The organism is Streptomyces lycii, assembly GCF_009735685.1.
Lineage (GTDB): Bacteria > Actinomycetota > Actinomycetes > Streptomycetales > Streptomycetaceae > Streptomyces > Streptomyces lycii.
Map to the genome: position 1 here is coordinate 43,872 of NZ_WHPN01000354.1, position 14,943 is coordinate 58,814.

Annotated in this window: 16 protein-coding genes and 1 pseudogene; 9 read left to right on the forward strand and 8 right to left on the reverse strand. The window is 72.1% G+C overall.

The window, feature by feature from the left end:
* Positions 1-17: 17 nt before the first annotated feature.
* Positions 18-464 carry an ATP-binding protein gene (locus tag GCU69_RS23625; protein WP_156207109.1) on the reverse strand — a complete coding sequence of 149 codons (447 nt, stop codon included), beginning with the start codon at positions 462-464 and terminating at the stop codon, positions 18-20.
* A 235-nt stretch (positions 465-699) separates the two neighbouring features.
* On the opposite strand from GCU69_RS23625, the gene GCU69_RS23630 reads away from it, so the two are divergent.
* From GCU69_RS23630 to GCU69_RS23640, 3 genes and pseudogenes are all read left to right on the forward strand, one after another.
* Positions 700-1,986, forward strand: coding sequence for an XRE family transcriptional regulator (locus GCU69_RS23630; RefSeq protein WP_408055841.1), 1,287 nt, complete (start codon positions 700-702; stop codon positions 1,984-1,986).
* Positions 1,983-2,510, forward strand: a pseudogene (locus tag GCU69_RS23635) (N-acetyltransferase family protein); the annotation flags it as partial. The gene GCU69_RS23630 and the pseudogene GCU69_RS23635, both read left to right, overlap by 4 nt.
* Positions 2,511-3,198: 688 nt before the next feature.
* Positions 3,199-3,405 (forward strand): hypothetical protein, encoded by a 207-nt coding sequence (locus tag GCU69_RS23640; protein ID WP_156207111.1) that lies wholly within the window; start codon positions 3,199-3,201, stop codon positions 3,403-3,405.
* A 75-nt stretch (positions 3,406-3,480) separates the two neighbouring features.
* Here GCU69_RS23640 and GCU69_RS23645 read toward each other — a convergent pair whose 3' ends face one another.
* Both GCU69_RS23645 and GCU69_RS23650 read right to left on the reverse strand, forming a co-directional pair.
* A complete protein-coding gene (locus tag GCU69_RS23645) occupies positions 3,481-3,996 on the reverse strand; it encodes a hypothetical protein (RefSeq protein WP_156207112.1) in 516 nt (171 codons plus the stop codon).
* A 716-nt stretch (positions 3,997-4,712) separates the two neighbouring features.
* On the reverse strand, positions 4,713-5,204 hold the full coding sequence (locus GCU69_RS23650; RefSeq protein ID WP_098753459.1) for a hypothetical protein: 492 nt from the start codon (positions 5,202-5,204) through the stop codon (positions 4,713-4,715).
* 371 nt (positions 5,205-5,575) lie between these two features.
* Between GCU69_RS23650 and GCU69_RS23655 the strand changes: the two genes are divergently transcribed.
* Together GCU69_RS23655 and GCU69_RS23660 are read left to right on the forward strand one after the other, a co-directional pair.
* On the forward strand, positions 5,576-5,968 hold the full coding sequence (locus GCU69_RS23655; RefSeq protein ID WP_098753460.1) for a MerR family transcriptional regulator: 393 nt from the start codon (positions 5,576-5,578) through the stop codon (positions 5,966-5,968).
* A 2-nt stretch (positions 5,969-5,970) separates the two neighbouring features.
* Positions 5,971-6,303, forward strand: a complete 333-nt coding sequence (locus GCU69_RS23660; protein WP_098753461.1) for a thioredoxin family protein — start codon at positions 5,971-5,973, stop codon at positions 6,301-6,303.
* Positions 6,304-6,489: 186 nt separating this feature from the next.
* Here GCU69_RS23660 and GCU69_RS23665 read toward each other — a convergent pair whose 3' ends face one another.
* Together GCU69_RS23665 and GCU69_RS23670 are read right to left on the reverse strand one after the other, a co-directional pair.
* Positions 6,490-6,783, reverse strand: a complete 294-nt coding sequence (locus GCU69_RS23665) for a DUF3817 domain-containing protein (RefSeq protein WP_098753462.1) — start codon at positions 6,781-6,783, stop codon at positions 6,490-6,492.
* A 4-nt stretch (positions 6,784-6,787) separates the two neighbouring features.
* Complete coding sequence (locus GCU69_RS23670; RefSeq protein ID WP_156207113.1) at positions 6,788-7,462, reverse strand: hypothetical protein; 675 nt, start codon at positions 7,460-7,462, stop codon at positions 6,788-6,790.
* Between the two features lie 91 nt (positions 7,463-7,553).
* Here GCU69_RS23670 and GCU69_RS23675 point away from each other — a divergent pair, with 91 nt between their 5' ends.
* The 4 genes from GCU69_RS23675 to GCU69_RS23690 all read left to right on the forward strand — a co-directional run bounded on the left by GCU69_RS23675 (position 7,554) and on the right by GCU69_RS23690 (position 11,101).
* Complete coding sequence (locus GCU69_RS23675) at positions 7,554-7,895, forward strand: PadR family transcriptional regulator (protein WP_176604636.1); 342 nt, start codon at positions 7,554-7,556, stop codon at positions 7,893-7,895.
* Positions 7,892-8,785, forward strand: coding sequence for a permease prefix domain 1-containing protein (locus GCU69_RS23680; protein WP_218037970.1), 894 nt, complete (start codon positions 7,892-7,894; stop codon positions 8,783-8,785). The genes GCU69_RS23675 and GCU69_RS23680 overlap by 4 nt, the downstream gene beginning before the upstream one ends.
* 344 nt (positions 8,786-9,129) lie before the next feature.
* Positions 9,130-9,942 (forward strand): intradiol ring-cleavage dioxygenase, encoded by an 813-nt coding sequence (locus GCU69_RS23685; protein WP_235978661.1) that lies wholly within the window; start codon positions 9,130-9,132, stop codon positions 9,940-9,942.
* Between the two features lie 634 nt (positions 9,943-10,576).
* Complete coding sequence (locus tag GCU69_RS23690; protein WP_098755466.1) at positions 10,577-11,101, forward strand: GNAT family N-acetyltransferase; 525 nt, start codon at positions 10,577-10,579, stop codon at positions 11,099-11,101.
* A 293-nt stretch (positions 11,102-11,394) separates the two neighbouring features.
* On the opposite strand, the gene GCU69_RS23695 is transcribed toward GCU69_RS23690, so the two are convergent.
* The 3 genes from GCU69_RS23695 to GCU69_RS23705 form a co-directional block, all read right to left on the reverse strand.
* Positions 11,395-12,375 (reverse strand): zinc-binding dehydrogenase, encoded by a 981-nt coding sequence (locus GCU69_RS23695; protein WP_098755468.1) that lies wholly within the window; start codon positions 12,373-12,375, stop codon positions 11,395-11,397.
* A gap of 146 nt (positions 12,376-12,521) precedes the next feature.
* A complete protein-coding gene (locus GCU69_RS23700) occupies positions 12,522-13,676 on the reverse strand; it encodes an NAD(P)-binding protein (protein WP_156207115.1) in 1,155 nt (384 codons plus the stop codon).
* Positions 13,677-14,118: 442 nt separating this feature from the next.
* Positions 14,119-14,616 carry a hypothetical protein gene (locus GCU69_RS23705; RefSeq protein ID WP_156207116.1) on the reverse strand — a complete coding sequence of 166 codons (498 nt, stop codon included), beginning with the start codon at positions 14,614-14,616 and terminating at the stop codon, positions 14,119-14,121.
* Positions 14,617-14,943: the final 327 nt, after the last annotated feature.

Below are 14,943 nucleotides of genomic sequence, written 5' to 3' on the forward strand. Positions count from 1 at the left end.
CGGGGCGGCGGGAGCGTTCATGCGCCGTTCTCGATGTGGAGTTCGGCCCAGAGTTCTTTGCTCCGTGGGCGTCTGTGTGAGCCGTGCAGGTCGTAGCCCCAGCGGTCGGCGACCGCGTCGATGAGGAGCAGGCCGCGGCCCGACTCGTCGTTCTCGTCGGCGCGGCCGACGGTCGGCAGGCGCGAGGGCTCCCAGTCCAGGACGCCGACGCGTACCCGTGTCACGCTCGGCCGTCCGACGGTCAGGCGGATCTCGCCGCACGAGGTGTGCTTGGCGGCGTTCGAGATCAGCTCGGTGACGATCAGCAGGGCGCGATCGGTGAGGTCGTCGAGGCCCCACACACCGAGAACGTTCCGGACGAGACGGCGGCCGGTCTCGGCCGTGGACGGCTCACACGGAAGGGTCTGGCTGTAGGCGGGGCGGCCGGTGGACGTGGCTAGAACTGACTTGCTGAGAGTCGTCATGGGAGTGGTGCCTTTGTGTGGTCTCGGTGCCCGGCCCGCCCTGCGCAAGACCTCATGGACGGAAGGGGCCGTCAACAGCCGCCCACACGGGAGGGAATGGGCGACCAGCACCCAGAAAACCGCTCCCGGTCTTTCGCTGGTTAGGGCGATCCCGCAGCCATCCGCGGGAACGGGTAGGGCGATTTGACCGGCTGTTTACCTGACGCGAGAGTGAGCGTGGCGCTACGGTGCGTAGGTGAACGCCGCGCGCAACACCACCCTTGAGGTGTGGATGGCCGAACACGGCTACAGCTCCAACAGCCTTGCGGACGCTGTGAACGGTGCCCTGCAACGGCTTACCGGACGGCCGGGAGGCCTCGACGGTTCATCGGTCCGGGCCTGGAAAGCGGGCCGGGTCACATGGCCCAAGTCGGCCACCCGCAAGGCCCTTGAGGACATCGCCGACCTCCCTGCCTCCGCCTTAGGGTTCGTGCCACGGGGCCGGAATCCGTCCACCCAGGCCCCACCGCACCAGGAGGAGCCCGACATGAAACGCCGTACCCTCGTCGGCGGTATCGCGGCGGCTGCCGCCACAGCAGCAGCCGCCCCTGGCGCCGCGGGATTACGCCGCATCGGCATGAGCGACGTCGGCCGGCTGCAGAAGCGCTTCGCTGAGATCATCGCCAGCGACCACCGCCACGGCGGGCAACTCGGCATCGAACAGAAGGCCGCAGCGCTCGCCGACGAAGCGCTGAACCTCCAGAACGCGGGCAGCGCCACCCAGCGCGTACGCAGCAACCTCTACGCCTCCGCAGCGGCATTCCGCTCCTCCGCCCTGTGGGCCGCCATCGACGGACGTCGCTACGACGACGCCAAGAAGCACATGCGGGAGGCCCAGGCACTCGCGGAAATGTCCGGCGACCAGACCATCAAGTTCCGCATCTGGAGCCACGCCGGAACGATGTACCGGCACATGGGCCGCCCTGCCGACGCACTCGCCGCCAACGACGTCGCCCGCAACCTGCACCTCACCCGCCGCGACCCCCTGTTCGCATCCCTCGGCCTGGCCCGCCAGGGAGCCATCCACGGCACCGCACAGGACCGAACCTCCACGCGACGCGCCTTCGACCAGGCCCAGGACGCCATGCTGCGCGCCGATCCGGCCGAACACCGGCCGGTGTGGATGCTCGCCTTCTACGACCAGTGCGAGCTGGACTCCCTGGCCCTGTCGGCATATCTGGCACTCGGTGACCACCCGACCGCCGAATACCACGCCCACCGCTGCCTGTCCGCACTCCGCCCGCACATGGTCCGCTCCCGAGCCATCGCCACCACCCGGCTCGCCCACGCCCAGCTCGCCCAGGGCGCGGCCGACACCGCCACGGCCACCGCGATGACGGTTACCGCCACCGCCGCCACCCAACACGCCCGGGTGGCACGCATGCTGCAAGAGTTCGGCGCAGCCCTGCGTGCCACGGCGCAGGGCAGCAGCACCGTGCAAACCTGGACCGAACACTCCGCCACCTGGAAGATGGCCGCATGACCACGGCCCCCACCGTCGAACTGCGCACCTTCACCACGCTCGACACCGCCCGCGGCGATCTCCTCGACGTGTACGCCGACGTACGGGCGCCGCTGCTCCACCTGCCGAACTACGCGATCACCGCCTTCGGCGAACGCCTGGACCGGCACAGCACCGAACCGGGATTCACAGCAGTCCTCGCCTACGCGGACGGACACCCGGTCGGCTACGCCTACGGCAACACCATCGAGCACGGCGACCGGTACTGGCAGCGCACCACCCCGACGCCGGCGGAGAAATACACCGAGCACCCAGCCGTGGCCCTCAAGGAAATCGGCGTACGGCCGACCTGGCGCAAAACCGGCACTGCCCGCCGCATCCACGACACACTCCTCGCCACCCGCGACGAGCCGTACATCACGCTCATGGTCAACCCAGCCGCCGGCAACGGAAAAGTCCACGCGCTCTACACCTCATGGGGCTACGAGGACATCGGCCACAGCCAGCCGTCACCGGCCTCGCCGGTCCTCACCGTGATGATCCGCGCAGGTGACCGAACGATTCGACCCGTGCCTGCAGGGGAACGAGGCCGTCGCCCCACCTCGGGCGATGGCGGGGCATCTGCCGCTGTCCCAGCCAGTGCACCCCGCGCCTGACTCGGCGATCGAACCAGTCCGGAGCTTGGACCTTCCTCAAGGGGTGTCAACCATCACCCGGGCCCGAACTGTGAACCAACCATCAGCTGGGACTGAACTGTCAAGCATCACCCGGGACCGGACACACCGCAGCGGCTGGCTGAGTAAAAACCTTCTCTACGGGTTCAAGGCCCGCGCACGGCGCGGGCGCGCGCCGCCTCTGCGGCGCGGCCTGCCTCCTGTCTTCGCCCCGGCTGGCCGCGCCCGGCGGCGCGCCGGCGACTGCGGCCATGAAGGTGGGAAGACACCCTCTGTGGCTGGGGCGGTCGGCTCCACGGCTTTAGGCACCTCCCCGGTCCGGGGCCCGCGTCGAGCAAGACCAGGGGGCCACTCGGTCACATTGCGGGCAGGGGTCAAGCCTGCCCGAGTAGCCAGCAAGCGTACGGCCCCCTGATCATGCTCGACCCCAGACCGGGCAGGCCACCGCCCAAACCCGCTCCACCGACCTTGGTCAGATGGCTGCTGAGGCAGTTCGGCGGGTATCGCGATTGCTATGAACTCTGACCGAGCGGAAGAACTACTCCGTCTCAGGAACGGTTTGGACGCCGAGATCCGGGATGTGGATTACAGCTCTGCTCATGAGGCCGCTCAGAACGTTTGCTCTGGCGTGTACGAACAGATTCCCGTCGACCTGCATGATCTCGTGCACGATGCGGTCATGGCTGGCTACGCGTATGCGCTGCGGGACTTAACAGCAGGGAAGCTAGACGATCGTGTTCGTGAGCGATCAGACTGGCTCGACTAGCGTTCGGGCGGTCCTGTGCTGTGGAAGTGGGACCAGCGGTGCCCAGTGTCACACCTTGTTCGCCACGTCCCTCTTCTACCCGTCTGCGGACGTGGCTAGGGCTTTCTGTGCTTCCTTCAGGTAGCGGTCCAGTGCCACCCTGATGTCGTGGGTGTAGTCGTTTCCGAAGCCGATCGGGCGGCCGTCGTCGTGGGTGTCTCCCCCGCTTGCATTCCAATTATAGGCATCCTGATACAGGGCGTTGAAAGCCTCTACGGTCTCGTCGGCAGTCTTGCTGACCACCTCGGGGCCTGCCAGATTAACCTCTGCGAGGACGCGTTGTAGCGCGGGCAAATGTTGCTCAAGCGCGTGCTCAATGCGTCCAGCATCAGCCTCATGAGATTCTTCTTCTTGCAGGTCAATAAGTACATGCAAGGTCTTCCGGCAGGTCTGCAGGAAGTCTCTGTAAGTTCGTTTACGGGGCTCGCGGAGCTGAAGTTGGGCCTCTGATTTCGTCTGTCGCTTGGCTTGCAGGTATGTGATCCAAGTTCCGCCCAGCGACACAGCTCCAGCTATTCCGCCCGCGAGCACAGCCGAAGTCCCAGCATCCACAATGCTCCTCCCTCAGGCCCACTCGTTACTTAGGGCATATCAGCATTCAAGACGTCTGTATCGGCGAGATGGTTGTAGCTGCTGTAGCGCGATGCAGGTCCGCAAGGTAGTGCGCGAAGGGCGCGTACGTGCTCTGCGAGCGCTCCTGCGTCCCCCTCGTGCTCCCTTCTCAGGCCCGCAGCAATAGGCGATCGTGGACGACGCGAGACGAGGCGGCTCAGGGGAGGGCTCATCGTGGCGCGTACACAGTCGAAGTGCGGAGCGTGGACGGAGAAGGGCACCCGGTGTCAAAACCTCGCGATGGTTGGCGCGTCACGCTGCTACCGCCATCGTGGCGATTGGTCGTCGTACACCATCGAGAGGCGTAAGGCGAAGGCGCGCAAGCGCCGTAAGAAGTGACGCCGGGCACCGCTGCGGCTGACATCACCAGATGACATCAACGCCCTCGAACAGCAGCGGAACGGGTCAGCCCTACGAGGACCAGTAGTCGTCGAGGGCACGAGAGCCGAGCAGGTCGTACAGTCCGGTGATCGAACTTGTAAAGCGAAGGTTGTCGGTGCGAACCCGACAGTCGCGAACGCCGAATGCCGAACGCCCGAACGATCAAGCGTCCGGGGCATTCGGCGTTCGTGGGTCGGAGTGATGGGGTGGCCGGTCTCCGGCGTGGCCGTAGGGCCGGGGCCGGCGGTCGTAGCGCTGTGCGGGGTCCGGGGGCGTCACCACGCGGGGGGTCGTACGCGGAAGTTCTCGCCGCCGTAGAGGGATTCGTACCGGATCTCGATTTCCAGCCGCCGGGTGATCAGTTCCCAGAAGTCGCCGTGCACGGTCCCGTCGAACTCCTCGTCGATGTGCAGCAGGTAGACGGACTGGCCTGCCAGGACCACGTCGCCGGGGCGGAGTGAGTACGACATGGGCCGCACCGGCAGGGGATCCTTGACGCGGTGCTGGACGGGACGGTTCCAGTGGCCGATGTCCTGCCCGTCCAGTCGTACCGTTGTGCGGGTCACGACGGCCGGTCCGAGCCCCGCGTTGGTGACCTGGAGGCCGACCTTGCGTTCCTCCCATCCCCTGACGCGCCGCATCACCAGCAAGGGCCTCACCGATTGCCGGTTGTGCAGCCGGGTGGACCTCGTCTGGGTGTAGCTGACCCACAGCGAACCGAGTGCTATGGCTGTGGCCGCGGCGGCCGTGATCGTGTCTGCGTTCACCGTCTGCCCCCGTGCGATGGCCTGATCGTGATCGGTACTTCCCCGTGGCGCGACCGTTCCAGTCCGTTCGGTCCCAGTCCGTTTGGTTTCGGTCCGGTTCGGCGTTGCCTGGTTCGGCGTTGCCCGGGTCACCCTCGCCCGGTTCGGCCCTCGCCCCGTTCGGTTCGTCCCGGGCGGCCGCGGCGTCGGGGCCCTTCCCCGTCCGGTTCGTCGGCGTCTTCGCGTTCGCCGGGTCCCGCCGCGCGGCTGTGCCTGGGGAGACCGGGCGGCCCCGAGGGCGGGCGGTCGGGCGGTCGGGCGGTTGGGCGGGGTCCGCCGCACTCGGGCTGTTCGTTGCCTTGACGTCGGGGTCAAGGAATACCGTCCCCCTCATGCGCATCGGCGAACTGGCGGAGCGGGCCGGGGTCAGCACCCGGACCCTGCGGTACTACGAGTCCCGGGGGCTGCTGCCCACCAGGCGTGCGGGGAACGGTTACCGGGTCTACGGCGACGACGATCTGCGGCTCGTGGAGCAGATCCGTACGTTGCAGGACTTCGGGTTCGGGCTGGAGGAGACCCGGCCCTTCGTGGAGTGCCTGCGGGCCGGGCATCCGGCCGGGGACTCCTGTCCCGCCTCGCTCGACGTCTACCGGCGGAAGCTCGCCGAACTCGACGTGCTCATCGGTGAGCTGCGGTCCGTACGCGAGCAGGTGGGTGCGCAGTTGGTCAGGGCGGAGGCCGAATTGCGAGGCGGGCCCGAGCCGCGGTGCGAGCTGGGAGGGTGACGATGATCAGAGCCGCGGGTGTGGACGAGGTCACGGACGCGGGCTTCGACGGCGACGTGCTGCGCGCGGAGGGGCCGGTGCTGGTTGAGTTCACCGCCGCCTGGTGCCCGCCGTGCCACCAGTTGGCGCCGGTGCTGAGCGCCGTGGCAGCGGAGGTGGGGGACCGGCTCAAGGTCGTACAGCTGGACGTGGACAGCAACCCCGTGACGACGAACGCGTACGGGGTGCTGTCGATGCCCACGATGCTCCTCTTCCGCGACGGTGAGCCGGTGAAGTCGATGGTCGGAACCCGGCCGAAGCGGCGGCTGCTCCAGGAGTTGGAGGATGTGTTGTAGTCCTTGTCGGCAGTGGGCTGGCGTCCCTTGCAGTGGGCGGGCGTCCCTAGCAGCGGTCTGGGGTCTGTGGTCTGTGGTCTGTGGTCTGTGGCCTGCGGTCTGGGGTCTGGGGTTTGCGGGCTTGGGCAGCGCTGCGGTGCGGTGCTCGCGACGGGGGCTGTGGTGCTCCCGACGGGGCCGCGGTCCTCACGAGGGGTCCGCGGTCCTCACGGCCGGTCCTGCGGGCGGGGCGCTCCGGTCGTGACGCAGCCGGCGTACGGCCAGCAGGCCGCCGATCCCCGGGACCGCCGCGCGCCACCGGGCGCCCGTTCCCCGGGTGTCCGGGATCTGCCACACGGCCACGACGGTGACCAGGTAGGCGGTGCCGTGGAGGGGGCCGACGAGCGAGGCGACCGCCTCGGTGTGTGTGGTCAGCAGGTTGAGCAGCAGGATCGTGAGGGAGACCGCTTCGGCGGCGGCCGCGAATCGCAGGGTGCGCACCGGATCACGCTCCCGTGGTCGAGCCGGGGCGGACGATCATGAGGACGACGACGACCGCCCACAGGATGTTGAACACCCCGGTGAGCATGGTCAGCCGGGCCGCCGTACGCCGCGACGTGTCGTGCCGCCCCCCGTCGTGCCGCCCCCCGTCGTGATCGGCTCCGCCTCCCGGCGCTGTGCGTCGGCCTTCCGCCGGTACGAGTGGACCTTCCGCCGGTACGAGTCGGCTTTCCGTTGATACGAGCAGGCGCTGCTGGGCCGGCAGGATGGCCAGTGCCAGGACGGCCGCGGCCACGGCGGTCAGCGCGAGCGACACCAGCAGCCAGGCGTCGGTGAGCACGCCGAGTTCGGCGCCGGTGGCGATGCCGAACACCGGTACGGCGACACCGGCCACGGCGTATCCGCGGCAGATCCGGTGCAGCAGCGCGGCGACAACGGCCGCCCGCGCCCCGGACTCGCCGCCGCCGGATCCCGCAACGCCGGACTCGCCGCCGCCGGGCCCCGCGGCACCGGACTCGCCGCCGCCGGGCCGGTCGTCGGCGCTCTTCCTGCCGCCCGGGCCGTCCCCGCCCGGTGCCGCCTGTCGTGCGTAGCGCGGAAACATCGACGCGGCCACGGTGATCGGACCGATCACCAGGATCGCCGCGAGCACGTGGATCGACAGCAGCAGCTTGGTCACTGGGTCCTCCCGGACCGATGAGGCGCATGAGCAATATATTGGCTGCCAATGCATAGCATGCCTACCGGTGATTTAGGTAGGCTGCCTACTCATGAAGGCAGACGCTGTACGAGGGCATCTGGACGGCCTGCTGCTCGCCGTGCTCGAACAGGGGCCGCTGCACGGCTACGCGATCATCGCCGCCGTCCAGCAGCGCAGCGGCGGCGCGCTCGACCTGCGAACGGGCACGATCTATCCGGCGTTGAACAGGCTGGAGCGGCTCGGCCTGCTCCGCAGCAGCTGGGAGTCCGTCGGTGAGCGGCGACGGCGCTGCTACGAACTGACCGACGCGGGCCGGGCCGGGCTGGCCGGCGAGCGGGCGGCGTGGCGCGAGTTCACCGCGGCGATCGGTTCCGTACTGGATCCCGCCCCCACGACCCGGCCGGCGACATGAAGGCCCGGGACGCGGTGTCCGCCGGCGCGAAGCTGAACGGCGCGAAGGTGCACGACGGGAAGGTGCACGACGGGAAGGTGAGCGACGGGACGGTGAGAGGCTCGGCGTCCGGCGACGCGGCGCCGGGTGGAGTGCCGGCGGGTGGAGTACCGCTGGGCGGCGGGCCGCCGGGTGGAGTGCCGGCGGGGGACGCCGCGGCTGTCGCCGGGCCGGCCGATCCCGTCGAGGAGTACACCGCCGCCCTGGCGGACGCCCTGCACGGCCCGGCCCGGGCCAAGGCCCGGATGGTCCAGGAGATCCGCGGCGGCCTGGAGGACACCGTGGCGGCGTACGTCCACGCGGGCGTGCCCGGTCCGCGGGCCGCCCGGGAGGCCGTACGGGAGTTCGGCAGCCCCGACGAGCTGGTGCCGAGCTGTCAGCGGGAGTTGACCATCGCCCAGGCCCGGCACACCGCACGGGTCGTCGTCCTCGCCGTCCCGTTGCTGATCGCCTGCTGGTGGATGGCCGGCCGGGCCGGCTCCGGCCAGGACTGGCTGGTGCCGCGAGCGGCGCACGGGCTGGCCGTGCAGCTCGCCGCGGTCGCCGGTGCCGCCGCGCTGGTGGCCGCGACCACGCCCGCGGTCACGGGTGTCCTCGCCCGACGGCTGCCCGTGCCGCAGCGGTTGCCCCTCGCGGTCGCCTGGGCGGGCACGACCGTCAGCGTGGCCATGGCCGTCACCACGCTCGCCCTGGCCGTCGCCTCGATGCTCGCCGCCAACTGGCCCCTCACTCTGCTCGCCGGTTCGCTCGCCGCCGTCTCGCACGCCGTCGTGGCGAGTTCGGCCCGCGCCTGCCGCCGGTGTGCCCGGCTCACGGTTACGGGCGCGGCTCTTCCGGCGGTGAACGGCTGAGACGCGGGCGCGTGCGGCAGGGTTCGGCCGTGCCTGGCGTGGCTGTCCGGTTCCCGGTTGCGGGGTGGGCTCTTCCGGCGGGGTGCGGCTGATGTGGGGTCGGGCCGGACGGCGACGTTCGGTTCGGCTCGACCCTGCCGTGGCTGTCCGGTTCGCGGTTGCGGGGGCTTTTCGGCGGGGTGCGGCTGACGTGAGAGGTGGGCCGGACGGCGCTGCGGCGCCGGGCGACGCTGCCGCGCCGCACCGGACATATCCCGGCGTCGGCGGGCGAACCGGCGCGTTCCGAGGGCGTGTTGGCCTCCGCGTTTACACGATTCACGGGAATCCGTTCTAGGTTCATGCCCATGACACCCATCTCCTCGCAGGGGCCGCGCTCCCACGGCCCGAAGCACAAGGCCCCGAGCCCCGTCAGCCGCCGTCGCGTCCTCCTCGGCGGAGCCGCCGTCGCCGCCGCGGGCGGACTCGGTGTGGCGGGGATGGCCTCCGCCGGGGGTGCCGGTTCCGCGACGGGGACGGCCACCGCCGGTACCGGTGGTGCGCGGGCGGTGTGTTCCCTGCTCGCCCAGGCCACCGAGGGCCCGTACGCCCTGCCCGGCGCGCTCGTCCGCTCCGACATCGCCGAGGACAAGCCGGGCTTCCCGCTCCGCTTCCTCCTCACCGTCGTCGACCAGAACGCCGGCTGCGCGCCGCTCGCGGACGCCCTCGTCGAGCTGTGGCACTGCGACCACCTCGGCGAGTACTCCGGTTTCGTCGGCGGCAACGGCCACGAGGAGGCGGACAACGGCACGTTCTGCCGCGGCGCGGGGATGACGGACGAGAACGGCCAGGTCGAGCTGACGACCATCTGGCCCGGGCACTACCGGGGGCGCGCCGTCCACGTCCATCTGCGGGTGCACACGGACGTCACGCTCACCGAGGACTCGTACACCGGCGGCGAACTCGTCCACACCGGGCAGCTGTTCTTCGACCCGCAGATCAACGCGCAGGTCCAGGCGGCCGCTCCGTACACGGAGAACACCACGCCCGAGACGGACCTCGACGAGGACAGCGTGTACGACGGCGGAGGCGCGGCCTCCGGTCTCGTCACGCTGTTCGCGCTGGGGGAATCCGTGACGGACGGATACGCGGCGACGCTGACGCTGGGCGTGGACGCCTGAGGACCCGGCCGCCCGAGGGGGGACGCCTGAGGCCCGGACGCCTGAGGGGGGGGCGATGCCTGAGGGCGTGGATACCTGAGGGCGTGGACGCCTGAGGAGGGGGACGCCTGAGGAGGGGGACGCCCGAGGAGGGGGACGCCCGAGGAGGTGGCGCCCGAGAGCCTGGAGGCCCGAAAGCGTGGTTGTCCGAGCGGCACGAGGCGCCGGTGGGTCTCGTGCGTGCCGGCCCTCTCGTGCCGCTTTCCTCAGCCCGGCCGCCCCGCCGCCCCGCCGCCCCACCGCCCGGCCGCCCGGCCGCCCCGCCGCCCGGCCAACTCGGTACGGGTCTTCTCGGTGCGGTCTTCTCGGCGCGGGGGTCACCGGGGCCCGTCCGAACCGGGCCTGTCGGAACCGGGCCTGGGCCTGTCCGAACCGGGCCCGTCCGAACCGGGCGTCTCGGGGGCCGGGCTCCTCGCGACCGGACTCCCTACGACCGGACTCCTCGGCGCCGGGCCCCACCGGGCCCGTCGAGGCCGTCCGAGCGAGGGAGCGCCCCCCGGCGCCGGTTGGGGGCGTTCGGCGCGCTCCTGCGGGGCCGCCGTCCGCGATGTGACCGGGCGGGCGGCGGCCGCGCGCCCGGTCGTAATCTGGCGGCATGATCCGTACCGCCACGGCCGACGACGTCCCGGCCATCGCCGCCATGATCCGCGAACTCGCCGAGTACGAGAAGGCCGGCCACGAGGTCGAGGCCACCGAGGAACATCTGCACCGGGCGCTGTTCGGCGACAACCCGGCCGTCTTCGCGCACATGGCCGAGACGGACGGTGTGGTCGAGGGCTTCGCGCTGTGGTTCCTCAACTTCTCCACCTGGCAGGGCGTGCACGGGATCTACCTGGAGGACCTGTACGTACGGCCGGGGGCGCGCGGCCGGGGACACGGCAGGGCGCTGCTCGCCGAACTCGCCCGGATCTGCGACGAGCGCGGCTACGGGCGGCTGGACTGGTCGGTGCTCGACTGGAACGCCCCGTCCATCGCCTTCTACCGCGCGCTCGGCGCCGCGCCCATGGACGAGTGGACGGGCTTCCGGCTGACCGGCGAGCCGCTGCGGCAACTGGGCGGAAGCGCCACCGGAACGGCCGGTTCGGCCGCCGGGGACCTTGCCTACGGCCGACGTGCGTGACGATCGACATGCGTGACGATCGTCGTGTGTGACGGCTGATCGGAGTCCGGCTGACGGGAGTCCGGCTGACGGGGCCAGGCTTACGGTGCGCTGACCGAGGCCCAGCTGACCGAGGCCCGGCCGACCGGGATGCTGCCGACCCCGGCCCGGCCCGACACGGGCGCTGCCGACCCCGGGTCCTGCCCGACCCCGCCCCGCGCGACCCGCGCCCAGCCCCCGGCACCCCCGCCCCGGCACCCCCGCCCCGGCACCCCGCCCCAACCCCGGCACCCGCCCGTCCCGCCCCCTGCCCACTACGGCACCAGTACGACCTTGCCCCGGGTCACCCGGCCCTCCAGGGCCCGGTGTGCCGCCGCGGCCTCCGTCAGCGGGAACGCCTGCACGGCCGGGACGAGCCGGCCGGTGGCCGCCGCCTCCAGGGCCGCGGTCTCCAGCGGACGCAGGCCGCCGGGCCGGTTCAGCAGCCGGGGGCCGATGGCGGGCAGGGACGTCACACCGCGTTCGGCCAGTTCCTCGTCCGTGGGGTACAGCGGGCTGTCGGGCTGCCATCCGTAGACGATCTGGCGTCCGCCCGGCGCGAGCAACTCGAAGGCGCCCCGGCCCGGTTCGCCGCCGACCCCGGCGAGTACGAGGGTGACGGCCCGGCCGCCGAGGGCCTCGCGGACCCGTTCCCGCCAGCCGCCGACGGTGTAGTCGACGGCGATGTGGGCGCCGTTGGTGAGCACGGCGTCCGTCTTGGCCGGGCCGCCCGCGAGACCGATCACGGTCGCGCCGAGCCGCCGTGCCTCCTGGACGAGGAGGGTGCCGAGTCCGCCCGCCGCACCGGTGATCGCGACCACGTCGTCGGGGGTGATCGCGGCGGTCTCCAGGATGCCCATGGCGGTACGGCCGGTGCCGATCATCGCGACGGCCTGTTCCGGGGTCAGGCCGTCCGGCAGCGGGTGCAGGGACTCGGCGCTCGCCAGTGCCTTTTCGGCGTAGCCGCCGGACGCCGGGCCGAGATGGACGACGACGCGGCGGCCGGCCCAGGACGCGTCGGCCTCCGTACCGACGGCCTCCACGGTGCCGGCGACCTCGCGGCCGGGCGTCATCGGCAGCTCGGGCAGCGGGAACGGGCCGCCGTGGGCGCCGGCGCGGATGGCGGTGTCGAGGAGGTGAACCCCGGCCGCCGCGACGGCGACACGCACCTGACCCGGGCCGGGCTCGGGGTCGGGGACCTTCTCCGGGATCAGGTTCTCGGCCGGGCCGAAGGCGTACTGGCGGATCGCGAGCATGGTGGTTCCCCCTGGTTCGGTGGCGGGTGGGCGGATGCCGTGCCCCCGACTCTCCAACGTCAAGTGCGCTTGAGGTCAACTGCTCGTGGGGCCGCGCACCGCACGGCCCCCGCCACCCCCACCACCCCCGTCACCCCCGCCACCCCTCACAAGCCCGTCGCGCGCACCGCCAGCGTCGCCGCCTTCAGCGCGCTCGTGAACGCGACCTCGCTCAGCACCCCCGGTGCCGCCACCTGGTCGCCCGCCAGATACACCCCGTCGCCCCGGTCCACCGCGGGCCGGTCGCGCCATGTGGTGCCCGGCGGATCGACGGCCCCGGTGCGTCCCGCCGCCAGCGCGTCCCGCCGCCACACGGTCCGCTCCCGCCAGCCCGGGAAGCCGAGGTCCAGCAGGTGTTCGCCACGGGCGACACCCTCCGCGCGCCCGGCGTCCGGGGTCACCGGCAGCTGCCCCTGGACCAGTTCCACACCGGCCGGGGCCAGCGCCGGGTCCTGGGCCGTGAAGCGTTCGAGCCAGCCCGGGGCGTCCAGGTCGGACACGATGAACGCGTCACCGCGCCGCCGCCGCACCGCCAGGTCGATCAGTGCCGTACGCCCGGACTCCCAGCGCAGCGCCGGATCGTCGCCCAGCAGCCGGCGGGCGGCGTCGAGCGACGTGGCGACGATCACCGGCCCGTCGTCGACGGGCAGCGCGCCGACGCGCGCCCCGGTCTCCACGCGTACGCCCAACTCGCGTGCGAAGGCTGCCATCCGCCCGATCATCCGGCCCCAGCCGCCCGCCGGGTAGTGCGCCTCCGGCGGCATCCGGGTGGCGCGGCGCAGCCGTTCCTGCACGAAAGCGGCGGACAGGGCCCCGGGATCGTGATGGAAGATCGCGACCGCGGCGTAGTGCGCGGCGGCGCGGGCGGTGTCCGGACCGGCCAGGGACGTCGCCCAGTCGTGGAACGTGCGGTCCGCGGGCGCGTCCGTGCGGCCCCGCAGCCGCAGCAGCCCGGCCGGCGGGACCCGGCGCAGCCGGCCGCCGCGGTGGAAACGGAAACCGGCGAGCGCCCCGAGGGGGATGCGGGCGAGCGGGCCGATGAGGTCGCGGCGGGCGAGCCAGGGCCAGTGCGGACCTCCGTTGTAGAGGGCGTGCGGGCCCTCGTTGGTGCGGTACGGGCCGTCGGCGGTGCGCGCCCGGCCGCCCAGCTCGCGGTGCGCCTCGTACAGGCTGACGGCGGCGCCGGACTCGGCGCAGGTGATGGCCGCGGTCAGCCCGGCGAAGCCGCCGCCGATGACGGTGATGTGGTGCCGGTCGGGCATGGTGGACGTCCCCTCGTACGGTGCCGGAACTCGTCGGAGCTGCTCTCACCCGTACCGACGGCCGGGCGTACGGAGAATGTGACACGCGGGGCGTGGGTGCTGTCGGCCCGGTTCGGACGCGGCCGCCGGTTCACCGGGCGGTGCCGGACGCGGCCACGGTGCCGGTCGCGGGCCCGTTGAGCCGGAGCACCCGCGGCCTGCCCCCGGGCACAACCGTGCCGCTCTCCGTGGCCACCGGCGTGAGGCGGACGGGTCCGGAGGGAGGAGGGGCCCCGTACGTCTACGTGCATGTGCGAGCCGCCGGGCTCGTCAGTCCGCGGTGCGGGCCCCCACGGGCCCCACGGGCCCCCACGCGCGGGTCCGGCCGCCACCCCCCCCCGATCATGGCGGGCCGGCAAGCACGTCCGGGCACAGACCGGCCGCCGAGCCCCGGCCGGACGGATCAGACGCGCGGGTAGCGGGCCTGGAGGTCCCAGACGACCGGGTTGTCGGCGAGGCCGTCGTGCATGTCGGTGAGGTCGGCGATCAGGTCGTGCAGGAAGTCGCGGGTCTCGCGGCGCAGAGCGGCGTGGTTGAAGCTGAGCGGGGGCTCGTCGGCGGGCTGCCAGTCGGCGGAGACGTCGACCCAGCCGAAGCGGCGTTCGAAGAACAGCCGGTCCGAGGATTCGGTGAAGTCGAAATCCGCGTGCTGCGGGCGATGTGAACGGTTGCCGCGCGGGTCCTGGTCGAGCCGCTCGACGATGTCGCACAGCCCCCAGGCGAAATCGAGCACGGGCACCCATCCCCAGGCTGTGGACAGTTCCCGGTCGGCCTTGGTGTCGGCGAGGTAGACGTCACCGCAGAACAGGTCGTGCCGCAGGGCCCGGACGTCGGCGGTGCGGTAGTCCGTCTGCGGTGGGTCCGGGAAGCGCCGGGAGAGCGAATAGCCGAGGTCGATCACGGCTCGATGGTCCCACGGGCCGGCCCCCGGCCCGGGCCCGGTCTCTCCCCGGGCCTCCGGGCTCGGCTCCGGCGGTCGAGGGCTCGGCACGGGTCTCCGGGCTCGGCTCCGGCGGTCCGGGGCTCGCCCCGGGCGGACGACTGCGGCGGCGCGCCGTCCGGGAGGGACACTCCCGGACGGAGGCCGGCACCCGGACCGCGGAGGAGCCGGCGTCACGCCGCCGTACGCACGGGGCCGCCCCGCCCGGGACCGGGCGGCTCCACCCCGGAACGCTCCGGACCGGGACAGCCCCGGATCGGGCCCCGGCACGGGACCGCACCGGACGGC